Below are 22153 nucleotides of genomic sequence, written 5' to 3'. Positions count from 1 at the left end.
AACACCATGCTTCTCATCCGCTGCCCCTATTGCGAGGAAGAGCGTCCGGAACTCGAATTCCGCAATGCCGGCGAAGCGCATATCGCGCGTTCGGCTGATATTGCCGGCGAGAGCGACGACGACTTCGAAAAATTCTTCTTCATCCGCTCCAACCCCAAGGGTATCATCTATGAGCGCTGGCGGCACATGCATGGCTGCGCGCGCTTCTTCAACGCCGTGCGCGACACCGTCAGCGACAAGTTCCTGATGACCTACAAGGCAGGTGAGCCGAAGCCCGCGAAGCTGCCGGGAGCATCCAAATGAGCGGCGCGTTGCGCATTCCGGGCGCCGGGCGCCTCAGCCAGGCAAAGACGGCGCGCTTCAGCTTCGACGGCCAGTCCTATTCCGGCATCGAGGGCGACACGCTGGCCTCGGCACTGCTCGCCAACGGCGTTCATCTGGTCGGCCGTTCGTTCAAATACCACCGGCCGCGCGGTTTCCTGTCGGCTGGCGCCGAGGAGCCCAACGCGCTGGTCGAGATCAAGCGCGACGCGGCGCGCAAGACGCCGAATGTGCGGGCGACCGTCCAGGAACTCTATGACGGGCTCACCGCGCAGTCGCAGAACCGCTGGCCGTCGCTCGCCTTCGACGTCGGCGCGGTCAACGACATCGCCTCGCCGCTGTTTTCGGCGGGCTTTTACTACAAGACCTTCATGTGGCCGAAGGCGGCCTGGAAGAACCTATACGAGCCGAAGATACGGGCGGCGGCCGGCCTTGGCGTCGCGCCCGACCAGCCGGATCCCGACCACTATTCAGCGCGGTTCGCGCATTGCGACGTGCTGGTGCTGGGCGGCGGCGCCGCCGGCATTGCTGCCGCACTTGCCGCGGCCGAGACCGGCGTGCGCGTCATCCTTGCCGACGAGCAGGCTGAATTCGGCGGTAGCCTGCGTTTCGAGAGTGGCGCTGGGATCGACGGCCAGGACGGCTTTGCCTGGGCGCAAGGCGCAATCGCCAGGCTCAAGGCGATGGGCAATGTCCGCGTTCTCTCGCGCGCGACGGCCTTCGGCTATTACGCGCAGAATTTCGTCGCGCTGGTCGAGCGGGTCAGCGACCATCTGCAAAACCCGGGCCGCGACCTGCCACGTGAGCGGCTGTGGCAGGTCCGCGCCAGGCGCGTGGTGCTGGCGACCGGCGCCATCGAGCGCCACATGGTGTTTGCCGACAACGACCGGCCGGGCATCATGCTGGCGTCGGCCGCGCGCACCTATCTCAACCATTATGGCGTCGCCGTCGGCAGGAATGTCGGCGTCTATACGGCCAATGATTCCGCCTACGCGGCGGCGATCGACCTGAAGAAAGCCGGCGTCAGCGTGGCGGCCATCGTCGACCTGCGCGACAATCCGACCGGAACGCTGATCGACGAGGCGAGGGCGCTCGGCATCGAGATCAATTTCGGCCGTGCGGTGATCCGCGCCGGCGGCAAATTGCGGGTATCGTCGATGACCGTGCAGCCGAAGAACGGCGGCGGCGAGCGCTCCATCCCCGTCGACGCGATCCTGATGTCGGCCGGCTGGACGCCGTCGGTTCACCTGTTCTCGCAATCGCGCGGCAAGGTCGCCTTCAACGACGAGGCCAAGCGCTTCGTGCCTGGCACTTATGCGCAGGACTGTGTCTCGGTCGGCGCCTGCAACGGCACCGACGGGCTGTCGGCGACTATCGACGAGGCCTATGCGGCGGGCGCCAAGGCGGCGAAGGATGCTGGCGCCAAAAATACCGTCGCCAACGCCGCCAAGGGCACGAAACCGAAAGTCGACGCCAGCGAAAGCTGGTCGCGCGGCATGCTGGGTGCGGCACCCGGCGCCGGGCCGGACACGACGGTCAAGGCCTTTGTCGATTTCCAGAACGACGTCACCGCCAAGGATATCCGCCAGGCCGTGCATGAGGGCATGCACTCGATCGAGCATGTCAAGCGCTTCACCACCAATGGCATGGCGACCGACCAGGGCAAGACTTCGAACATGCATGGGCTCGCCATTGCCGCCGAGACGCTGGGCAAGCCGATCCCGCAAGTCGGGCTGACAACTTTCCGCGCACCCTATACGCCGGTCACTTTCGGTTCGATCGTCGGGCATGCGCGCGGTCCGCTCTTCGATCCGACGCGCAAGACGGCGATCCATCCGTGGGCCGAGGCCCAAGGCGCTGTATTCGAGGATGTCGGCCAATGGAAGCGCGCCTGGTATTTTCCGAAGGCGGGCGAGGACATGCATGCCGCTGTCGACCGCGAATGCGTTACCGTCCGCAAGACGGCTGGCCTGTTCGACGCCTCGACGCTGGGCAAGATCGAGGTGGTCGGCCCGGATGCGGCGAAGTTCATGGAGTTGCTTTACACCAACCCCTGGGAGAAGCTCGAGCCTGGCCGTTGCCGCTATGGCATCATGCTGCGCGAGGACGGTTTCATCTATGATGACGGCGTCGTCGGCAGGCTGGCGCCGGACCGCTTCCATGTGACGACGACGACCGGCGGCGCGCCGCGCGTCATGAACCATATGGAGGACTATCTCCAGACCGAATTCCCGCATCTCAAAGTCTGGCTGACCTCGACCACCGAACAATGGGCCGTCATTGCGGTGCAGGGGCCGAAGTCGCGGGACATCATCGCGCCGCTGGTCGAAGGCATCGACATGTCGGACGAGGCGCTGCCGCATATGTCGGTGCGCGAAGGCAGGATCTGCGGCGTGCCGACAAGGCTGTTCCGCATGTCGTTCAGCGGCGAACGCGGCTTCGAGGTCAATGTGCCGGCCGACTACGGCCAGGCGGTCTGGGAGTCGCTGTGGGCCGAAGGCCAGAAGCGTGGCGCGACCGCCTACGGTACCGAGGCGATGCACGTGCTGCGCGCCGAAAAGGGCTATATCATCGTCGGCCAGGACACTGACGGCACGGTGACGCCGAACGATGCCGGTCTCGACTGGGCGGTGGGCAAGAAGAAGACCGACTTCGTCGGCATCAGGGGCATGGCGCGGCCTGATCTCGTCGCCAAGGGCCGCAAGCAGCTTGTCGGCCTGAAGACCAAGGATTCGAAAGTGGTGCTGGAAGAGGGCGCGCAGGTCGTCGCGGATCCGAAGCAGGCGGTCCCGATGACAATGATCGGCCATGTCACATCCAGCTATTGGTCGGAAAACTGCGGCCGTTCGATCGCGCTGGCGCTGGTCGCCGGCGGTCGCGGCCGCATGGGCGAGACATTATACGTGCCGATGCCGAACGGGATGATCGAGGTCGAGGTCACCGGCATGGTGTTCTTCGACGAGAAGGGGGAGCGCCTCAATGGCTAAGGCCGCCACCAGCAAGACTGCCACCGCGGCGCCGTCAGCCGAACGCCGCGCCGCGCTCGCTGGTCAGGAACTTTCCGCCACCGGCGTTAGGCTTGCCGTGCTGCTGCCGGCGGAGCGCATCTCGCTGCGCGCGCCTGAGGCCTCCGTGGCGGCGCTTTCGAAGGCGCTTGGCGTGACCTTGCCACGCAAGCCGAAGACCTCGGCGTCCAAGGCCGGGCGCACGGCGCTGTGGCTTGGACCGGACGAATGGCTGATCATCGACGAGGCCGGAAAGGATCCGCTGGCCGATTGCGCTGAGGTAACTGCGTTGCATTCCGCGGTCGGCATCTCGCATCGCAACGTCGCCATTTCAGTCATCGGCCCGGCGGCTGCCGCGGCGGTCAATTCAGGCTGTCCGCAGGACCTGTCGCTCGACGCCTTTCCGGTCGGGGCGGCCTCGCGCACCATCCTGGGCAAGGTCGAGATCGTGCTGTTGCGCACAGCCGAGGATGCGTTCCGGGTCGAATGCTGGCGTTCCTTCTCCGATTATGTCTTTACTTTCCTGTCCGAGGCGACGCGCGACGCGGCAGCGTAACCCAGGAACATTCGTCGCGCCGGATCGTTTGCAGAGCAAGCCGAGGGAGAATGCCGATGCCGTCGAAATCAGCGCCAAAATCACAGGCTAAAAAGACGTCGGCCGTGCGCTCGCTCGAACATGAGAGACGTCACGACGTGAGTGCGGAAGAGGAACTCGAGGAAGGTCTCGAGGATACGTTTCCGGCGAGCGATCCGGTGTCGATCACCTCGACGTCCATTTCGGGCGCTCCCGCAAGACCGGGCAAAGCCAAGACCGTAGCGAGAATGAAGAAGCGCAAGAAATAATCCATTTGGCGAAGCTGTATTTGGTGGTCAAGAAAACGGGCGGTCAGAATTTCCTACCGCCCTTGTCGTCATATCGGGATCGTCATAACCGTTCGGGCCGCGTTACCGAACATCAGAACGTGCTGGGCACGATCCACGGATTGACGTCGATACCGAGCTTCTGGCTCTTGCCGTCGACCGAGCCCGTCTTGGTCGCGGCACCGGCCTTTTCGACCGAGCCGGTCGCGACGCAATCGAGCTTCACATTGGCGTTGGTGTGGATGCAGGCCGCTGCCGGCGCCTGCTTGGCCGGCTGGTTGCCGGCGAAGGCGGCGCCCGAGAAAACAAGCAGGGCAGTGAGGGTGAGGATTGTCTTTTTCATCATCTGTCTCCGGTCAAATCTGTTCCGTACATGTACGATGCAACGTACAAATACGCTCAAGGACGCGGAACTGCAAGTGAGAAATCGTACACGTACAATCAAATTTTCTTAAAAAGCCAAATTGTCGCACGGCCAAGTGCAGGTCGGGTCAAATTGCGGGAACGCAGGCCGATCAGCAGTTGGGCGGCGTTTCGGTCAGCGGCGGCATATCTTGCGTCATCAGACCGGCAAGCGCGAAATCGCACATCCGCTTCACGAAAGCCTGCGGGTCGCCGAACGGATAGAAGGGGAAGGTGATCAGCAGCGAGATCGTGCCATGGCCGACCGCCCACAGCGTTGTGGCGATGGCGCGTGGATCGCCCCTGAGCTTGCCGGCGGCGACGCAGGCCTCTACCCTTTTGATCAACACCTTCATCGCCGGGTTGCCTTCCTCCATCTCGGCGTAGCTCCTGCCCTCCGGCGGCTTGGTCTTTTCGGTCATGAACACGGTGCGGTATTCGTTGGGATTGCCAAGCCCGAAGGCGGCATATTCGGTCATGACCGCCTGCAATGCCTCGATCGGATCGTCGGACGGATGCTCCTCGATGCGCCGGGCAAGCGTCTCGAACGCGTCCTCGGCCAGCGCGAACAAAATGTCCTGCTTGTCGGCGAAATAGGAATAGACCGACATCGGTGCATAGCCGACGCGCTTGGCCAGCTTGCGGATGGTGAGGCCCTCATAGCCTTCTTCCCGGACAAGCTTGTGCGCCGCCGCGACAAGTTCGGCGCGCAGTTCGGCCTTTTGTTTCTCGCGGCGTGTCTGGACGCTCAGCGGCAATTTTTTCTGCCTTCGGTTGTTGGTGGCTGGCTAAATTATATACGCTGTACGGAATCGGACAACCGGTATCAAACCGGCTTTGCGGCACAGCGATTGGCCACGCCGCTTCGGAGGCCATTTTTCCCGGACATCGATTGCTGCACTGTCGAGACGTTCAAGCCGCCTCCGGCTGGCGTTCGATCAGCGTCAACGTCAGCCAGCGGGCGGTCAGCGCCGGCTTTTTCGAGCCTTCGATCTCGATGGTCACGTCATGCGCCGTCTGCACCCAGCCCGACGGCCTGACCTTGACGTCGGCGAGCACGAAACGGGTGCGGATGCGCGAGCCGGTTTTCACCGGGGCGAGGAAGCGCAATGAATCGAAGCCGTGGTTGACGCCCATCTTGCTGTTTTCGAGCGGCGGCATGGTCTCGAAGGTCATCGCCGACAACAGCGACAGCGACAGGAAGCCATGCGCGATGGTGCCGCCGAACGGCGTTTCGCGCTTGGCGCGCTCCGGATCGCAATGGATGAACTGGTGATCGTCGGTGGCGTCGGCGAACTGGTCGATCATGCGCTGCGAAACCACCCGCCACGGCGACACGCCGACTTCCTTGCCGACGCTGGCCAGAAGCACATCGAGACTGATCGGTTCCACGCTGATGTCCTCCATTTCAGCCGCCCGGGCGGCTTCATTCCTTGAACAGTGTCAGCCCATGCTGCACCGACTGCCCGCCGTCGATCGGCAGGATGGCCCCGGTGACATAACTGCCAGCACGGCTGCACAAATAGAGCGTTGCGCCGGCAATGTCATCCGGTGTGCCGATGCGCCCGATCGGAACATGGTCGCCGACATGCTTCGCCTGTTCTTCGGTCGCGGTGGCGAAGGCGGTCATCCGGCTCTGGAAGGGACCGGGGGCAAAGGCGTTGACGGTGATGCGGCGCGCGGCGAATTCGATCGCCAGCGTGCGCGTCAGATGGTGAACCGCGGCCTTCGAGGCCGTGTAGGAATAGGCGTCGTCGGCGAGCGGCTGGGTGCCCATCACCGAGCCCAGATTGATTACCCTTGCCGGATCGGCATCGCTGGCGGCGGCATCGAGCAGCGGCAGAAGCTCGCGCGTGAGATGGAAAACGGCGGTGACGTTGACGCCGAACACCTTGGCCCAGGCGTGGTACGGGAAGTCCTCCAGCGGCGCGCCCCAGGAGACGCCGGCATTGTTGATCAGTATGTGCAGCCGAGCGGTCCGCGCTTTCACCTCGGCAACGAGGGCGGCGATGCCGGCCTCGCTGGAAACATCGCCGGCAAAGCCCTCCGCCCGGCCGGTGGCGCCGAGGCCGTTCAATTCGCCGGCGACCCTGACGCAGTCCTCGCCCTTGCGCGAGGCGATCATCACGCTGGCGCCGCCCTGGACCAGGGCAGTCGCCACCATCCGGCCGATGCCGGTCGCGGCGCCGGTCACCAGCGCGGTCTTGCCGGCGACCGAAAACAGTTCGTCCAGATAGCTCATCGCAACCCCTCCGCGCCTTCTTGCCATCGAGGCGAGGAACTCGCGTTGACAAGGCTATCCGAAGTACGGTCATCCTTGCCACGGGTAAAGGGCCCAAGTGTCGTGGGAGGGTAAGAGCGATGGACGTTCCATCCGAAATGAAAGCGCTCCTTCTCGTTGGCGACGGCTACACCAGGACGCCTTCCTCCAGCGCGCTTGAGGCGATGGAGCCCTATGTGCTGCCGGGCGTGATCGCGGTGCCCACACCCGGCCAAAGCCAAGTCCTGATCAGGGTCGGCCTCGCCTCGATCAACCCGTCCGACATCGCCTTCATCAGGGGCCAGTATGGCCAGCCGCGCGTCAAGGGCCAGCCGGCCGGTTTCGAGGGCGTCGGCACAGTCGTCGCCAGTGGCGACGAGCCTTATCCCAAAAGCCTGGTCGGCAAGCGCGTTGCCTTTGCCACCGGCGTCAGCAATTGGGGCTCGTGGGCCGAATACGGCGTCGCCGAGGCGGTCGCCTGCATCCCGTTGCTCGACACGGTCCGCGACGAGGATGGCGCGGCGATGATCGTCAACCCGCTTACCGCGCTTGCCATGTTCGACATTGTCAAACAGGAAGGTGAGAGGGCCTTCATCATGACCGCCGGAGCCAGCCAGCTCTGCAAGCTGATAGCAGGCCTGGCCAGGGAGGCGGATTACAGGCCGATCGTCACTGTGCGCCGCGACGAGCAGATCCCGCTGCTGAAGGAGGTTGGCGCGGCCCATGTGCTCAACGAGAAGGCGGCGGATTTCAAGGCGACGCTGCGCGAGGTGATCAAGGCCGAGCAACCGCGCATCTTTCTCGACGCGGTGACCGGGCCGCTGGCCTCGGCCATCTTCGACGCCATGCCCAAGCGCTCACGCTGGATCGTCTATGGGCGGCTCGACCCGGACACCACGGTGATCCGCGAGCCCGGCCAACTGATCTTCCAGCACAAGCGTATCGAGGGTTTCTGGCTCGCCGAATGGATGCGCCAGTTCCGCGACAAGCGCGGACCGGCGATCATGGAGGCGCAGAAGCGCTTTTCCGACGGGCGCTGGTCGACCGACGTGACGGCGGTCGTGCCGCTGGATGAAGCGATAGGGCGCGTGCCTGCCGAACTGGCCAAGCCGAATGGCAAGGTGTTCCTGCGGCCGTAGCTGGCGCATTCACTCCTCCTTTCCACGGGGGCGAGGGACTATTCCGCCGGCTCGATGTTGGCGTAGGCAGCTTCCTCGAGTTCGCGCTTCAGCCTGCCCTCTTCTTCCACCTTTGGCGTGACGAAGCGGCCGAGCAGGAGGTAGGCGACCGGTGTCAGGAACAGCGTCGAGACAGTGGCGAGCCCCAGCCCGCCGACGATCACCCAGCCGAGCGCGATGCGCGCCTCGGCGCCGGCGCCGCTCGCCAGCACCAGCGGCACGCCGCCGAGCACGGTGCAGATCATCGTCATCATCACCGGGCGCAGCCGGATGATGGAGGCCTGCTCGATCGCCTCGCGCACGCCGAGCCCGCGGTCGCGCAACTGGTTGGCGAACTCGACGATCAGGATGCCGTTCTTGGCCATGACGCCGACCAGCAGCACCAGGCCGATCTGGCTGTAGGCGTTGAGGCTGGTGCCGCTGAGCAGAAGCGCAAAGATCGCGCAGGCAAGGCCAAGCGGCACCGTCGCCATGATGATGATTGCGCTGACGAAGCTCTCGAACTGGGCGGCGAGCACCAGAAGGATGATGACCAGCGCGAAGCCGAAGATGGTGATCATGGCACTGTTGGTTTCGCCGAGCGTCGCGGCCTCGGCCAGCGGCAGGATGCGGCTGCCCGGCGGCAGCAGCGGCGTGGCGATCTCCTCGGCACGGGAGAGCGCCGAGCCAAGCGCGAAATCGCCACCGAGGTTGGAGGTGATCGCCACCGAGGGCTGCTGTTGTTCGCGCGTCAGCGACGGCGGCACGGCGCGCTCGGTCAGCGTGGCTATGGTCGACATCGGCACGAAGCGGCCGTCACCCGTCTTCAGGAAGACGTTTTCCAGATCGGTCGGATCATTGATCGGGTTGGTGGTCGAGACCAGCTTCACCCCGTAGCTGCGATCGGCGATATAGACGTCGACGACGTCATTGCCGTCGAGCATGGCCTGCATGGTGTCGGCAAGCCCGGTGATGTCGACGCCGAGATCGGAGGCGCGTTCGCGGTCGATGGCGACGGCCAGTTGCGGCTGCGTCGGATCGACGGAGAGACGCGGCGACTGGAAGCGCGGATCCTTCTGCATCTCGGCGATGATCTTGACCGCGGCGTCGCCAAGCGCCTGGCGATTGTTGCCGACCAGCGCGAATTGCAGGCCGTTGCCGGCGCCACGGATGCCGAGGCTGTTGGGCTGCATCGGGAAGACGCGCACGCTCGGCACCTGTCTGGCGAGCCGGCTGATGTCGGCCATGATCTCTTGCTGGCTGCGCGTGCGCTCTTCCCACGGCGCCAGCGTCATCACCATGAAGCCGCTATTGTATTCGCCGCTCCAGCCGGCGCGCTCGAAGGTGCTGCGGATCTCGCCGGAATCGCGCAGCGGCTGGATCAGTTTCTCGATCTTCTGCATCTGCTGCGTCGTGTAGTCGAGGCTGACGCCTTGCGGGGCATTGATGCGCAGCAGCACGACGGCGCGGTCCTCTGTCGGCGTCAGTTCCTGGCGGATGGTGCCGAACAGCGTGAAGGCAGTGGCGGCGAAAAGCACCGCAACCAGAAGCACGATCCACGGCGCCTCGAGGCAGGCGTGCAGGCAGCGCCGGTATAGTGTGTTGAGCGCACCGCCGATGCGGGCGCCGATGCCGCTGCCGCCCTCATGATGGAGCGAGGCCTTGGACAGCATGCGCGAGGCGAGCATTGGGCACAGCGTCAGCGCCACCACGCAGGACAAAAGCACCGAGATGGCGAGCACGAAGCCGAATTCGCGGAATAGTCCGCCGGTCTGTCCGGGCAGGAAGGAGATCGGCACGAAGACGGCGACCAGCGTCAGCGTCGTGGCGATGACGGCGAAGAACACTTCCTGGGCGCCGAGCACGGCGGCGGCGCGCGGGCCCATGCCTTCGTTGCGTCGTCGTACGATGTTTTCGAGCACGACGATGGCGTCGTCGACGACAAGGCCGGTGGCCAGCACCAGCGCGAGCAGCGTCAATATGTTGATCGAGAAGCCGGCGAGGTAGATCGCGGCGATCGTCCCGATCATGGCGACCGGCATCGACAGGCCCGGAATGAGCGTGGCGCGCCAGTCGAGTAGAAAGACGTAAATGACGATCAGCACGATGGAGACGGACAGACCGAGCGCGATCTCGACCTCGTGCACGGCGCCGTTGACGAAGACGGCATCGTCGCTGGTGACCTTGATCGACATGCCCTGAGGCAAGTTCTCCTGCATCTGGGCGATAGCAGCCTTCACGCCGGTCGAAATATCCAGCGTGTTGGATTCCGCCTGGCGGATGATGCCGAGGCCGATGCCGGTCTTGCCGTCGGAACGCAATGTGGTCTGGCCGATATCGGGGCCGAGCGTGACGGTAGCGACGTCGCGGATACGCGTGGTGCCACCGATGATGATGTTCTCGAACTCTTCGGGCGTGGTCACGTCCGCCGTCGTGCGGACGATCAGATCCTGGTTGGTCGTGGTGATCGAACCGGCCGGCGAATCGAAGGCAACCGAGGCCAGTGCGGCCCTCAGATCGGCGACTGTGAAGCCGAGGCTCGCCAGCTTGGTCTGGTCGACGTCGATGCGGAAGATCTTGTCGCGGTCGCCATAGACCTGGACGTCGGCAACGCCGGGCACGGCGGCAAGCGTGTCCTCGATCTGGTCCTGGACCACCACCGTCATGTCCTGCACCGACATGGTGTCGGAGGTGACGGCCAGCCGCATCACCGCATCCGAATTGGCGTCGGCCTTGACGATGCGCGGCGGATCAGCGGTGTCCGGCATCTGGTTGGCGACACGGCCGACGGCATCGCGCACATCGGAAGCGGCGACATTCAAGTCGACACCGTCGTTGAACTCTATCGTGACGCGGCTGGAGCCGAAGGAGGAGGTGGAAGAGATCGATTTGACGCCGGAGACGCGGCCGACCGCGCCCTCGATCACGTCGGTCAGTTCGCGGTCGACGGTTTCGGACGCGGCGCCTTCGAAGGCGGTGTTGACGGTGATGACGGGGCGGTCGACATCGGGCAATTCGCGGATCTCGACGCCATAGAAGGCGGCAAGGCCGGCAACCGCGATCAATGTGTTCAACACGAAGGCCATCACCGGCCTGCGGATGAACAGGGCGGTGAAGCCGGTCTCGCCGCCGGTATTGACGGCTCCGGTCATAGGCCTTCAGCCTCGGCGGCGCGCTGTTGCTCGCCGGCGATGCGGACTTCGCCGCCTTCGCTGACGCTCTGGGTACCCTCGGTCACCACCATGTCGCCGCTGACGATCGGGGCGTCGATCAGCACGGTCTCGGTGTTGCGCTGGATGACGCGCACGGCAACGCGCTTGGCCTTGCCGTCCTCGACCGCCCAGACATAGGCGCCGTCCGAGCCCCACTGGATCGCCAGCGGACTGACCGCGGGGTAGCTGTCGCCGGGGAATTTCATGGTGATCTGGAAGGACATGCCAGCACGCAGCGAATCGGCCGGATTGGCGATCGTCGCCTTGACCAGGAGGGTGCGGCTGGTCTCGTCGATATGGTTGTCGATGGCAGAGACCGTGCCGGTATAGGCCTTGTTGGGATTGGCGATCGGCGTCGCCGACAATTGCGCGCCGACCTTGATGGCGGCGGCGAAGCGCTCCGGCACCCAGAAATCGACGAGTATGCTGGAGCGGTCGTCAAGGGTGGCGATCGCCGACTGGCTGGTCACGTAATTGCCGGCCGATATCGGCAGGATGCCGACGGTGCCCGATATCGGCGCGACGATCGAACGGCGCTGCAAGGCCAGTTCCGCATCGCTGAGCGCCAGTCTGGCATTGGCCAGCACCACCTCGGCATCGGTGACGGCGACCGCTGTCGCGGCATTGGAAGCCCTGAGCGACTTGACCCGATCGAGCTTGGCCTGGGCGTCCTGCACGGCAAGCTTGGCGCGATTCTGGGCGATCACTTCGGTGTCGGAATCGAGGGTGGCGATGATCTCACCCTTCTCGATATGGACGCCGGACTTGACCAGGAATTCGACGAGACGGCCGGAACTGTAGGGATTGACCGTCACCGACGCGTTGGCGCGGCCGGTGCCGATCGCCTGCAGGCGGTCGTTGATGACAGCCTTCGACGCCGGCAAGGCGACAATGGTTGCCAACTGACGGGCGCCATCTCGGCCTCCTGCCTGCCTGCCATTGGCGATTGCGCCCGTCTCGGCCGGGGGCGTCGCGGCATAAGCCCAGTCGATGCCCCAACGCGCCAGCACATCCGGCGCGCCGGGAAAGAAGCGAACCCAGGCGGCAGCCGCCGCCACGAGGATCACAAGCGCGAAGATTAACTGTTTCCAGGCGGCCATCGGCACTCCGGTTGGCAAAAAAACGTCTACCGGTTTCCCCAAGCATAAAAACGCAGCGACGCACCCGGTACGTGCGAAGTCGCGCTGATATCATGGCTTTATGGCAATTCTGCCGCTGCCACACATTAAATCTGCGTAACGTTTGGATTGGCTAAATATAGCGGTGACTACAAATCAACAGCATCAGCGCAGGCTTTCCAACTCGCGGATACGTTTGGCGCTGTCGGCCTCGAGCTGTCTCGTGACGGCGCCGATCAGCGTTTCGGCGACGACGAAAAGCGCCGCCGAGGAATCCCAGGCCGAAGGCACGGCGGTGCGACCTGCAATAACGTGACGGGCGAAGCGGGCGATCGGTGACAGCCACTGGTCGGTGAAAAGCACGATCTGCACGCCGCGCTGATGCGCGGTCTCGGCAAAGCGGACCAGGCTGTCCTGGTAGCGTCTGATGTCGAAAATGATCAGCACGTCTCGCTTGCCCATGTCGATCAGCCGGTCGCGCCAGATGCTCTCCTGCCCCGCCAGATGGAAGACGTTGGGCTGAATGATGGCGAGGTGGGCGGCCATGTAGCGCGCCAGCGGATCGGTGAAGCGACCGCCGATCAGGAACGTCTTGCCGCGCCGGTCGGCGAGTTTTGCGACGATGTCGGCGAGCTGCTTGTCGGACAGGTGTCTGAAGGTTTCGCGCATATTGTCGAGCGTCGCCTCCAGCATCGGCGACACGGCGCCGCCACCCGGCGACGATGGACTGAGCGTGCGCGATGCAGGCGACTGCAATTGCGCCGCCAGCTCGTCCTGCAGCGAAGACTGGAATTCCGGATAGTTCTGGAAGCCGAGGCGGGCGACGAAACGCAGGATCGTCGGCGACGACACGCCGGCTGCCGCGGAGAATTCCGCGACCGTCTTCAAGCCGATCAGCGGATAGTTGGCGATCAGCGTCTGCGCGGCGCGCCGTTCGCCGGCCGGCATCGCGCCGATGCGGTCCGAGATCAGTTCGGCAATGCTGGAAATCATGTTTTCCCCGCCCCTTGGACCGGCCAACCGAAATCGCGTTTGACAAAGCCGGGCAAACTGTATGAAATCATCCACAGGGACGCAATGAGGCAAAAAACGTAACATACGATACAGCGCTCCCCGGGGACGGCAGACAATGGTGACAGTGCGACCCGCCAGCCTTGCATCGTCAGGGTCCGTAAGGGTGACCAACCCCGGCGGATCGAGCCCTTTCGTGCTCACCTGCGACCACGCTTCCAACTTCCTGCCGGCCGAATTCGGAACGCTCGGCCTAGCCCCCGAAGAGCTGTCCCGCCATATCGCCTGGGATCCCGGCGCGCTGCCTGTCGCCCGCCGCATGGCGGAGGCGCTTGATGCAACGCTGGTCGAGTCCTGCATTTCGCGCCTCGTCGTCGACTGCAACCGGCCGCTCGACGCGCCGGACCTGGTGCCGCCGGTCAGCGAGACCACGATCATTCCCGGCAATGCGGGCCTGTCGGACATACAGCGCACGGCGCGCGTCGCCTTGTCATGGCAGCCCTTCCATGACGCGGTCGGGCACGTCATCTACAAAAGGCTGGCGCGTGGGCAGGAAACGCGGCTGGTGTCCGTCCACTCTTTCACCCCGGTCTACAAGGGCAAGAGGCGGCCATGGCATATCGGCATCATTCATGACGAGGATTGCCGGCTCGCGGCTCCGCTCATTGGTGCCCTGAGGCGCCTCGCCGGCGTCACGGTCGGCATCAATGAACCCTATTCGCCGGCCGACCGCGTTTACTTCACGCTGGAGCGGCATGCGCGCTCGCGCGGACTGCCCTGCGCGATGATCGAAATCCGCAACGACGAAATCTCCGGCGCAGCCGGGCAGCGGAAATGGGCGGATCTGCTTACAGGCATTTTTTCCGATCTCGAGCCATCCGGATCCCAGGGATCGGGCGGGCGCGGGCTCGGCCATCCGGTGGAACCGGTCAACTGACAAGAAGAAGGGGACTTTCCAATGGCAAGCGGTGATACCAAGCAGGTCGGCAGCGTCGCATATGCGAAGCGCGACAAATCCTATTTCGAAGACCGGCAACTCGTGCGCCACGCCAATGTCTGGCATCTGTGGGCCCTCGGCGTCGGTGCCGTCATATCCGGCCACTTCTCGGGTTGGAATTTCGGTTTCGGGACAGGCGGCTGGGGCGGCATGCTGGTGGCCGGCATCATTATCGCCATCATGTATATTGGCCTTGTCTTCTCGATCGCCGAGATGAGCCCGGCTTTGCCGCACACCGGCGCCGCATACTCCTTTGCGCGGACGGCCATGGGGCCGTGGGGCGGCTTCATCACCGGGCTTTGCGAAAACGTCGAGTATGTCGTGACGCCCGCCGTCATCGCCTTCTTCATTGGCTCCTATATGGGAGGCATCTGGTCGGTCGCCTTTCCCGACTCCAGCGTCTGGCCGCCACTCTGGTGGCTGGTGACCTATGTCCTGTTCCTGGCGTTGAATATCTTCGGCGTCGCGCTGTCCTTCCGCGTCACCCTGATCGTCACGCTGCTGTCGCTCGCCGTGCTGATCATATTCTGGATCAGCGCCATCCCGAGCATGGACTTTTCGCGTTGGGCGCTGAACATCGGCGTCGGCCCGGACGGAGCGGCGATGGAGCTTCCGGAAGGCAACGGCTCGCTGTTTCCCTTCGGCTTCTCGGGCGTGTTGGCAACATTGCCGTTCGCGGTATGGCTGTTCCTGGCAATCGAGCAGCTTCCGTTGGCGGCGGAAGAGTCGGTCGATCCCAAGCGCGACATGCCGCGCGGCATTATCGCCGGCATGCTGACGCTGATGGTCTCGGCCTTCATGATCGTGCTGCTCAACCCGTCGGTCGTCGGAGTCGGTTCCTTCAAGCTCGCCACGTCCGGCGAACCTTTGCTTGACGGGTTCCGGGCGATCTATGGCGACTCGGGCGCAGTGCTGCTTGGCCTCATCGCGCTTGTCGGGTTGATTGCCAGCTTCCACACCATCATCTTCGCCATGGGCCGCCAGGTCTATTCGCTGAGCCGAGCAGGCTATTTCCCGTCCGCGCTGTCGGTGACCCACAAATCCCACAAGACGCCGCATGTAGCGATGTTTGCAGGCGCTATCGTCGGCCTTGGCATCATGCTGATCATGTGGTTCGCACTTGGTGGCGATGCGGCCGGTTCGCTCATCGGATCGGTGTTGCTGAACATGGCAGTGTTCGGCGCCATGTTCTCCTACATCCTGCAGGCAGTGTCCTTCATCATGCTGCGCCGTAATCAGCCGAACATGGAGCGCCCCTATCGCAGCCCGCTCGGCGTCCCGGGCGCCGTGCTGACAATCATCATCGGCGTGGTCACTTTGCTCTATCAGGTTCAGGACGCGAACTTCACCAAGGGCGTGGTGTGGGTGGCACTGTGGTTCGCCATCGCGATTGTCTATTTCGGGCTGGTCGGCCGCCATAAGCTGATCTTGTCGCCTGAAGAAGAATTCGCGCTGGAGCACGCGCAGAAAGCCTGACCTGTTTCGGATTCCCTAGAACACCCGGCCGCTTTCCGCGGCCGGGTCCAGATTTGAACTCTCGAAGCGCCGTAAAGGCGGTGGAGCTTGAAAGAATGGCCGGAAATTTCTCGTTCGATCAGCTGAAGAAGGCGGTCTCCAACGGCGAGGTCGACACGGTGCTGGCCTGCATCGTCGACATGCAGGGGCGGCTCGCGGGAAAGCGGTTCCTGGCGCAGTATTTCGTTGATTCCGCGCATGACGAGACGCATGGCTGCAACTATCTGCTCGCCGCCGACATCGATATGGAACCGGTGCCGGGCTACAAGGCGGCGAGCTGGTCGAAGGGCTATGGCGATTTCGTCATGAAGCCGGACCTTGCGACGCTGCGGCGCATCCCGTGGCTGGAAAAGACGGCGCTGGTGATCTGCGACGTGCTCGACCACCATACCCATGACGACCTGCCGCATTCGCCGCGCGCCATGCTGAAGAAGCAGGTCAAACGGCTCGCCGAACGTGGCTATATCGGCTATTTCGCCTCCGAGCTCGAATTCTATCTTTTCAGCGAGACCTACGATTCGGCGCGCAAGAAGCACTGGCAAGGTCTCGATACGGCTTCGCCCTATATCGGCGACTACCAGATCGGCATCACCACCAAGGAAGAAGGCGTCATGCGCCGGCTGCGCAACGAGATGGAAGCGGCCGGCATTCCGATCGAAAACTCCAAGGGCGAGTGGGGTCCGGGCCAGGAAGAGATCAATGTGCGCTACGCCGAGGCGCTCGACATGGCCGACCGCCACGTCATCCTGAAGAACGGCGCCAAGGAAATCTCCGAGTCCGAAGGCAAGGCGATTTCCTTCATGGCCAAGTACAATTACGCGCTGGCCGGCAATTCCAGCCATATCCACAATTCGCTGTGGAGCGCCGACGGCAAGACGCCGCTGTTCTATGACAAGAAGGCCGACTGGACGCTGTCGACGCTCGGCCAGCAATGGGCGGCAGGCCAGCTCAAATACGCCAAGGAATTCACCTGGTTCCTGGCGCCCTACATCAACTCCTACAAGCGCTTCCAGGCCGGCACCTTCGCGCCGACCAAGATCATGTGGAGCGAGGACAACCGCACCGCCGGCTTCCGCCTGTGCGGCGAGGGCACCAAGGGCATCCGCATGGAGTGCCGCATCGGCGGCGCCGACCTGAACCCGTATCTTGCGTTCGCGGCACTCATCGCAGCCGGCCTTGCCGGTATCGACGAGAAGCTGGAACTGCAAAAACCTTTCGTCGGCGATGCCTACCAGGCCTCGCGCCTGCCGGAGATCCCGAAGACCTTGCGCGACGCGACAGAGACGCTGGCGAAGTCGAAGATGCTGAAGCAGGCCTTCGGCGAGGACGTACTCGAACATTATGTCCACACGGCCCGCTGGGAGCAGTTCGAATACGACCGCCGGATCACGGACTGGGAACTGCACAGGGGGTTCGAGCGGTATTAAAGCTGTATTTTACCTTGATTGCACCTAATTAAAGCTGTAAAATTGGGGCTGAGTTAGGTTTCAAGGAGCGTACAAATGGGAAAGTATTCGCCTTTGCGTTCGTATCTTATGTCCCAGGCCGGTGAGCGGGTTCCGATGTCATTTAGCGACATCGAGACGCTACTTGGCGAGAAGTTGCCTGCGTCCAAGCAGTATCCGGCCTGGTGGAGCAACAACCCCAGCAACAACCCCATGACAAAGGAATGGCTGGCTGCGGGGTTCCAAACGGAGTCGGTCAACATTGCTGGCGAGAATCTGGTGTTTCGGCGCGCCGAGGGCCGTTCGGACGTGTCGAAAGGTTTTGGTGAATCTGTGCAGGCCGAAATTAGCGGAACACCGTCGCGTCACCCGATCTTCGGCTGCATGAAGGGGACGCTCACGATCACTGCCGATGTCGATCTGACAGAGCCGGTCGATCCGGATTGGGGCAAAGTCTATGAAGACTGAAAACCTTCTTCTGGATACGTGCGCGGTCATCTGGATATCGCAGGACCAGCCGATTGCCGAAACGGCAATCACGGCCATCAGCAAAGTTCCTCAATCCGGCACGCTGAACGTGTCTGTGATGACGGCATGGGAAATGGGAATGCTGGTCTCGAAGGGCAGGTTGCCATCGACAAAGACTCCCGAGCGCTGGTTCGATGAGTTCGTTCACGCCGCCGCTGTCGAAGTGGAGGGGGTTACCCCAAGGATTCTTATTGCCGCGTCCTATCTGCCGGGCGCGGCGCACAACGATCCCATCGATCGGATTCTCATTGCCACTGCTAGAGAGCGCGATCTGACGATCGTAACGCGAGACCGAGCCATCCTGGCTTATGCCGCCCAAGGCCACGTTCGAGCCATCGCCTGCTGAGTAGAGACAACTGGAGACGTTTAATTGGAAACCGTGAAAATAAAATCTCCTGTCGATGGTTCGATCTACGCCGAGCGGCCTCTGGCCACCGACCAGGCGATCAATGCCGCGGTCGAACGCGCCCGGGCGGCGCAGGAGAAATGGGCCGAGACGCCGGTCGTCGAGCGCGGCAAATACATGCTGGCGATGCTCGAAGCGCTGGTTGCGATGACCGATGATATCGTGCCGGAGATCGCCTGGCAGATGGGGCGTCCGGTGCGCTATGGCGGCGAATTCGGCGGCGTCAGGGAACGCACCAGTTACATGGTCGAGATCGCGGAAGCGGCGTTGAAGCCGGTTCCGGCCTCCAATCCGAAGGACGGGTTCCGTCGCTATGTGAAGAAGGTGCCGCTCGGCGTCGTCATGGTGATCGCGCCGTGGAATTATCCCTATCTGACCGCCGTCAACACCATCGTGCCGGCGCTGATGGCGGGTAGCGCCGTCATCCTCAAGCATGCGGCGCAGACGCTGCTGGTCGGCGAACGGTTCCAGCAAGCTTTCGACAGGGCCGGCCTGCCCAAGGGCCTGTTCCAGAACCTGGTCATGAACCACGCCCAGACCGAGAAGTTGCTCGGTTCGGGCAAGATCGACCATGTCAATTTCACCGGCTCGGTCGGCGGTGGCCGCGCCATCGAAAAGGCCGCGGCGGGCACGTTCATGACGCTTGGGCTCGAGCTCGGCGGCAAGGACCCTGCCTATGTGCTGGCCGACGCCAAGATGGACCATGCGGTCGCCAATCTGGTCGACGGCGCCTTCTATAATTCCGGCCAATGCTGCTGCGGCATCGAGCGCGTCTATGTGCACGAGAAGGTCTATGACGAATTCGTCGAGGGCTTCATCGCCGAGACGAAGAACTATGTCGTCGGCAATCCGCTGGAACAGGCCACGACAATGGGGCCGATGGCGCAGGCGCGCTTCGCCGACCTCATCCGCGAGCAGAAGGCCGAGGCGCTGCGCAAAGGCGCCAAGGCACATGTCAACATGAAGGTCGCCAACGACGTGGCCGGTTCGCCCTATCTGGCGCCGGAAGTGCTGACCGGGGTCGACCACCAGATGAGCGTCATGCGCGAGGAGAGCTTTGGACCGATCGTCGGCATCATGAAGGTGCGCAACGACGAGGAGGCGATCGCGCTGATGAACGACAGCCCCTACGGGCTGACGGCCTCGATCTGGACCGGCGACATCGAGCATGCAGTGGCGATCGGCGACCGCGTCGAGACCGGCACGGTGTTCATGAACCGCTGCGACTATCTCGATCCGGCGCTGGTCTGGACCGGCGTCAAGGACACCGGCAAGGGCGCGGCGCTATCGGCGATCGGCTACGATAATCTGACCCGGCCGAAATCGTACCATCTGCGTGAAGCCATCTGACTGCGTGAAGCCATCTGATCTCGAAAGATAAAAATGTCCAAGCTCATCTCCAAATGGAACTACCCCACCACCGTCCGCTTCGGCGCAGGGCGCATCAAGGAATTGCCCGACGTGCTTGATGCCGCCGGCATCAAGCGTCCGCTCTTCGTCACCGATCCGGGGCTGGCGAAGCTGCCGGTCGTCGCCTCGACGCTGAAGATCCTCGACGACGCCAAGGTGCCCTACGGCGTGTTTTCCGAGGTCAAGCCGAACCCGGTGGATTCCAATCTGACCGCCGGCATCGCCGTGTTCAAAAAGGGCAAGCATGACGGCGTCATCGCCTTCGGCGGCGGCTCGGCGCTCGATCTGGGCAAGCTGACCGCCTTCCAGGCCGGGCAGACGCGTCCGGTCTGGGATTTCGAGGATGTCGGCGACTGGTGGACGCGCGCCAATTCCGACGCGATCGCGCCGATCATCGCGGTGCCGACCACGGCCGGCACCGGTTCGGAAGTCGGCCGCGCCGGCGTCATCACCAATGAGGCCACCCACACCAAGAAGGTCATCTTCCATCCGAAACTCTTGCCGGCCATCGTCATCGCCGACCCGGAACTGTCGGTCGGGATGCCGGGCTTCATCACCGCCGGCACCGGCATGGATGCGCTGGCGCATTGCCTCGAGGCCTATTGCGCGCCGGGCTATCATCCGATGGCCGACGGCATCGCGGTGGAAGGCGTGCGGCTGGTCTTCGAGAACCTGCCGAAGGCCTATGCCAACGGCAAGGACCTCGTCGCCCGCGCCCACATGATGAGCGCGGCCGCCATGGGTGCCGCCGCCTTCCAGAAGGGGCTTGGAGCCATCCATTCGCTGTCGCATCCGATCGGCGCGCTTTACGACACTCATCACGGCATGACCAACGCCGTGTTCATGCCCTATGTGCTGGCCTTCAACCGTGACGCCATCGAGGTGCGTATCGCCAGGCTCGCCGCCTATTGCGGCATCAAGGGCGGCTTCGACGGCTTCGCCAAGGCCATCATCAAATTGCGCAAGGAGTTGAAGGTGCCGCATGCGCTGCCGGGCCTGATCAAGGGGCTCGACATGGACAAGAAGCGCAAGGGGCTGATCGCCGACATGGCGGTGGTCGATCCGACCGCCGGCGGCAACCCGGTCAAGCTGACCAGGAAGGCGGCGCTGACGCTGCTGGAAAATGCCATCGCTGGCACGGTGTAAGGCGGGTTTCGTGCCGGACGTGATCTGGAAAACGAGGGGAAAGGAAAGGGGGAAGGGCTAAAGGCAGGGCAGAAACTAGTTAGCCGGAAAAAGAATCGCGAAGCGATTGCTACATCAGGTTAAAAAGAGTTTACTTTTTGGTCTGCAGCGCATCGCTTTCACACAGCTTTCATCTGGCTGTCACACGAAAACGATACCGCATCGCAGGCGTCCAATGGCGTCAGTTCAACGGAGAGAACAAATGTTCAATTTCACGGGGAGACTGCTTTCCCTTTCGGCCGCGGCGCTGCTTGCGTCGACGGTGATTTCGTCCGCCGATGCGATGGACGATCTCGTCAAGGCCGCGAAAGCAGAGGGTCAGCTTACCACGATCGCGCTGCCGCATGACTGGTGCGGCTATGGCGCTGTCATCGACGGCTTCAAGGCGAAGTATCCGGAAATCACCATCAACGAGCTCAATCCCGACGCCGGCTCCGGCGACGAGATCGAGGCGATCAAGGCCAACAAGGACAACAAGGGCCCGCAGGCGCCCGACGTCATCGACGTTGGCTTGTCCTTCGGTCCGACCGCCAAGGCCGATGGCCTGTTGATGCCTTACAAGGTGTCGACCTGGGACTCGATCCCCGACAGCGCCAAGGATGCCGATGGCGCCTGGTACGGCGACTACTACGGCGTTCTGTCGATGATGGTGAACAAGGATCTGGTCAAGGAATCGCCGACCGACTGGGCCGATCTGCTGAAGCCGGAATTCGCCAACTCGGTAGCCCTTGCCGGCGATCCGCGCGCCTCGAACCAGGCCATCCAGGCGGTGTATGCCGCCGGCCTGTCGTCGGGTGCCGCCGCTGGTGAAGCTGCCGGCACCGCTGGCCTCGACTTCTTCAAGAAGCTCAACGCTGCCGGCAATTTCGTTCCGGTCGTCGGCAAGCCCGCGACGCTCGCCCAGGGCCAGACGCCGATCCTGATCAACTGGGACTACAATGCACTCGCTGGCCGCGACACGCTGAAGGGCAACCCGCCCGTCGACGTCGTCGTGCCGAAGACCGGCGTTGTCGCCGGTGTCTACGTGCAGGCGATCAGCGCCTACGCGCCGCATCCGAATGCCGCCAAGCTGTGGATGGAATATCTCTATTCCGACGAAGGCCAGATCGGTTGGCTGAAGGGCTATTGCCACCCGATCCGCTTCAACGATCTTGCCAAGAACGGCAAGATCCCCGCGGACGTGCTGGCCAAGCTGCCGCCGGCTGAATCCTACGCGGCTGCGGTGTTCCCGACGCTCGACGAGCAGGGCAAGGCCAAGGAAGCCATCAGCAAGAACTGGGACGCTGTTGTCGGCGCCAACGTCAAGTAAGTTTTGAAATC

General features: G+C 63.3%; 20 protein-coding genes. 13 read left to right on the top strand and 7 right to left on the bottom strand.

What is annotated here, in order from left to right; all coding sequences use genetic code 11:
- Nucleotides 1-6: 6 nt before the first annotated feature.
- The 4 genes from AC0L2H_RS02065 to AC0L2H_RS02050 are packed head-to-tail and all read left to right on the top strand — an operon-like array spanning nt 7 to nt 4169.
- Nucleotides 7-303, top strand: a complete 297-nt coding sequence (locus AC0L2H_RS02065) for a sarcosine oxidase subunit delta (RefSeq protein WP_107649508.1) — start codon at nt 7-9, stop codon at nt 301-303.
- Nucleotides 300-3308: a sarcosine oxidase subunit alpha gene (locus tag AC0L2H_RS02060; protein WP_473588634.1), complete on the top strand. Its 3009-nt coding sequence runs from the start codon at nt 300-302 to the stop codon at nt 3306-3308. The genes AC0L2H_RS02065 and AC0L2H_RS02060 overlap by 4 nt, the downstream gene beginning before the upstream one ends.
- Nucleotides 3301-3882, top strand: coding sequence for a sarcosine oxidase subunit gamma (locus AC0L2H_RS02055; protein WP_473588633.1), 582 nt, complete (start codon nt 3301-3303; stop codon nt 3880-3882). The genes AC0L2H_RS02060 and AC0L2H_RS02055 overlap by 8 nt, the downstream gene beginning before the upstream one ends.
- A gap of 56 nt (nt 3883-3938) precedes the next feature.
- Nucleotides 3939-4169 (top strand): hypothetical protein, encoded by a 231-nt coding sequence (locus tag AC0L2H_RS02050; protein WP_473588632.1) that lies wholly within the window; start codon nt 3939-3941, stop codon nt 4167-4169.
- 112 nt (nt 4170-4281) lie between these two features.
- Here AC0L2H_RS02050 and AC0L2H_RS02045 read toward each other — a convergent pair whose 3' ends face one another.
- The 4 genes from AC0L2H_RS02045 to AC0L2H_RS02030 all read right to left on the bottom strand — a co-directional run bounded on the left by AC0L2H_RS02045 (nt 4282) and on the right by AC0L2H_RS02030 (nt 6831).
- A complete protein-coding gene (locus tag AC0L2H_RS02045) occupies nt 4282-4530 on the bottom strand; it encodes a DUF680 domain-containing protein (protein WP_473588631.1) in 249 nt (82 codons plus the stop codon).
- Between the two features lie 172 nt (nt 4531-4702).
- A complete protein-coding gene (locus AC0L2H_RS02040) occupies nt 4703-5347 on the bottom strand; it encodes a TetR/AcrR family transcriptional regulator (protein WP_473588630.1) in 645 nt (214 codons plus the stop codon).
- A gap of 154 nt (nt 5348-5501) precedes the next feature.
- On the bottom strand, nt 5502-5996 hold the full coding sequence (locus tag AC0L2H_RS02035) for a MaoC family dehydratase (protein ID WP_280954153.1): 495 nt from the start codon (nt 5994-5996) through the stop codon (nt 5502-5504).
- Between the two features lie 19 nt (nt 5997-6015).
- On the bottom strand, nt 6016-6831 hold the full coding sequence (locus AC0L2H_RS02030) for an SDR family oxidoreductase (RefSeq protein ID WP_473588629.1): 816 nt from the start codon (nt 6829-6831) through the stop codon (nt 6016-6018).
- 119 nt (nt 6832-6950) lie between these two features.
- Between AC0L2H_RS02030 and AC0L2H_RS02025 the strand changes: the two genes are divergently transcribed.
- Nucleotides 6951-7988: a zinc-binding dehydrogenase gene (locus tag AC0L2H_RS02025; RefSeq protein WP_473588628.1), complete on the top strand. Its 1038-nt coding sequence runs from the start codon at nt 6951-6953 to the stop codon at nt 7986-7988.
- Between the two features lie 38 nt (nt 7989-8026).
- Here AC0L2H_RS02025 and AC0L2H_RS02020 read toward each other — a convergent pair whose 3' ends face one another.
- From AC0L2H_RS02020 to AC0L2H_RS02010, 3 genes are all read right to left on the bottom strand, one after another.
- On the bottom strand, nt 8027-11158 hold the full coding sequence (locus AC0L2H_RS02020; protein ID WP_473588627.1) for an efflux RND transporter permease subunit: 3132 nt from the start codon (nt 11156-11158) through the stop codon (nt 8027-8029).
- Complete coding sequence (locus AC0L2H_RS02015; RefSeq protein WP_473588626.1) at nt 11155-12318, bottom strand: efflux RND transporter periplasmic adaptor subunit; 1164 nt, start codon at nt 12316-12318, stop codon at nt 11155-11157. The genes AC0L2H_RS02020 and AC0L2H_RS02015 overlap by 4 nt, the downstream gene beginning before the upstream one ends.
- Nucleotides 12319-12501: 183 nt before the next feature.
- The gene (locus AC0L2H_RS02010) at nt 12502-13329 is read right to left on the bottom strand and encodes a MurR/RpiR family transcriptional regulator (protein ID WP_473588625.1); all 828 of its coding nucleotides are present in this window, start codon (nt 13327-13329) and stop codon (nt 12502-12504) included.
- Nucleotides 13330-13465: 136 nt separating this feature from the next.
- Between AC0L2H_RS02010 and AC0L2H_RS02005 the strand changes: the two genes are divergently transcribed.
- The 8 genes from AC0L2H_RS02005 (at nt 13466) to AC0L2H_RS01970 (ending at nt 22142) form a co-directional block, all read left to right on the top strand.
- Nucleotides 13466-14284, top strand: a complete 819-nt coding sequence (locus tag AC0L2H_RS02005; RefSeq protein WP_473588624.1) for an N-formylglutamate amidohydrolase — start codon at nt 13466-13468, stop codon at nt 14282-14284.
- Between the two features lie 21 nt (nt 14285-14305).
- Nucleotides 14306-15820, top strand: a complete 1515-nt coding sequence (locus tag AC0L2H_RS02000; RefSeq protein ID WP_473588623.1) for an amino acid permease — start codon at nt 14306-14308, stop codon at nt 15818-15820.
- Nucleotides 15821-15915: 95 nt separating this feature from the next.
- Entirely contained in the window at nt 15916-17286 is a 1371-nt protein-coding gene (locus AC0L2H_RS01995) for a glutamine synthetase family protein (RefSeq protein ID WP_473588622.1), read from the top strand.
- A gap of 75 nt (nt 17287-17361) precedes the next feature.
- Complete coding sequence (locus AC0L2H_RS01990) at nt 17362-17772, top strand: DUF7662 domain-containing protein (RefSeq protein ID WP_473588621.1); 411 nt, start codon at nt 17362-17364, stop codon at nt 17770-17772.
- Nucleotides 17762-18178: a type II toxin-antitoxin system VapC family toxin gene (locus AC0L2H_RS01985; protein ID WP_473588620.1), complete on the top strand. Its 417-nt coding sequence runs from the start codon at nt 17762-17764 to the stop codon at nt 18176-18178. The genes AC0L2H_RS01990 and AC0L2H_RS01985 overlap by 11 nt, the downstream gene beginning before the upstream one ends.
- A gap of 24 nt (nt 18179-18202) precedes the next feature.
- Nucleotides 18203-19588, top strand: coding sequence for an aldehyde dehydrogenase family protein (locus AC0L2H_RS01980; protein WP_473588619.1), 1386 nt, complete (start codon nt 18203-18205; stop codon nt 19586-19588).
- Between the two features lie 33 nt (nt 19589-19621).
- Nucleotides 19622-20794 (top strand): iron-containing alcohol dehydrogenase, encoded by a 1173-nt coding sequence (locus AC0L2H_RS01975; RefSeq protein WP_473588618.1) that lies wholly within the window; start codon nt 19622-19624, stop codon nt 20792-20794.
- A 241-nt stretch (nt 20795-21035) separates the two neighbouring features.
- Nucleotides 21036-22142: an ABC transporter substrate-binding protein gene (locus tag AC0L2H_RS01970; protein WP_473588617.1), complete on the top strand. Its 1107-nt coding sequence runs from the start codon at nt 21036-21038 to the stop codon at nt 22140-22142.
- Nucleotides 22143-22153: the final 11 nt, after the last annotated feature.

It is taken from the genome of Mesorhizobium sp. WSM4871, assembly GCF_055811295.1.
The sequence above is the reverse complement of the archived record's forward strand: the minus strand, read 5'-3'. Positions and strand labels throughout refer to the sequence as shown.

Coding starts and splice junctions, on each gene's coding strand:
- AC0L2H_RS01975 (WP_473588618.1), top strand. CDS start 19,622: ATGTCCAAGCTCATCTCCAAATGGAACTACCCCACCACCGTCCGCTTC.
- AC0L2H_RS01995 (WP_473588622.1), top strand. CDS start 15,916: ATGGCCGGAAATTTCTCGTTCGATCAGCTGAAGAAGGCGGTCTCCAAC.
- AC0L2H_RS01990 (WP_473588621.1), top strand. CDS start 17,362: ATGGGAAAGTATTCGCCTTTGCGTTCGTATCTTATGTCCCAGGCCGGT.
- AC0L2H_RS02055 (WP_473588633.1), top strand. CDS start 3,301: ATGGCTAAGGCCGCCACCAGCAAGACTGCCACCGCGGCGCCGTCAGCC.
- AC0L2H_RS02015 (WP_473588626.1), bottom strand. CDS start 12,318: ATGGCCGCCTGGAAACAGTTAATCTTCGCGCTTGTGATCCTCGTGGCG.
- AC0L2H_RS02000 (WP_473588623.1), top strand. CDS start 14,306: ATGGCAAGCGGTGATACCAAGCAGGTCGGCAGCGTCGCATATGCGAAG.
- AC0L2H_RS02010 (WP_473588625.1), bottom strand. CDS start 13,329: ATGATTTCCAGCATTGCCGAACTGATCTCGGACCGCATCGGCGCGATG.
- AC0L2H_RS02020 (WP_473588627.1), bottom strand. CDS start 11,158: ATGACCGGAGCCGTCAATACCGGCGGCGAGACCGGCTTCACCGCCCTG.
- AC0L2H_RS01985 (WP_473588620.1), top strand. CDS start 17,762: ATGAAGACTGAAAACCTTCTTCTGGATACGTGCGCGGTCATCTGGATA.
- AC0L2H_RS02035 (WP_280954153.1), bottom strand. CDS start 5,996: ATGGAGGACATCAGCGTGGAACCGATCAGTCTCGATGTGCTTCTGGCC.
- AC0L2H_RS02060 (WP_473588634.1), top strand. CDS start 300: ATGAGCGGCGCGTTGCGCATTCCGGGCGCCGGGCGCCTCAGCCAGGCA.
- AC0L2H_RS02050 (WP_473588632.1), top strand. CDS start 3,939: ATGCCGTCGAAATCAGCGCCAAAATCACAGGCTAAAAAGACGTCGGCC.
- AC0L2H_RS02045 (WP_473588631.1), bottom strand. CDS start 4,530: ATGAAAAAGACAATCCTCACCCTCACTGCCCTGCTTGTTTTCTCGGGC.
- AC0L2H_RS02025 (WP_473588628.1), top strand. CDS start 6,951: ATGGACGTTCCATCCGAAATGAAAGCGCTCCTTCTCGTTGGCGACGGC.
- AC0L2H_RS01970 (WP_473588617.1), top strand. CDS start 21,036: ATGTTCAATTTCACGGGGAGACTGCTTTCCCTTTCGGCCGCGGCGCTG.
- AC0L2H_RS02005 (WP_473588624.1), top strand. CDS start 13,466: ATGGTGACAGTGCGACCCGCCAGCCTTGCATCGTCAGGGTCCGTAAGG.
- AC0L2H_RS02030 (WP_473588629.1), bottom strand. CDS start 6,831: ATGAGCTATCTGGACGAACTGTTTTCGGTCGCCGGCAAGACCGCGCTG.
- AC0L2H_RS02065 (WP_107649508.1), top strand. CDS start 7: ATGCTTCTCATCCGCTGCCCCTATTGCGAGGAAGAGCGTCCGGAACTC.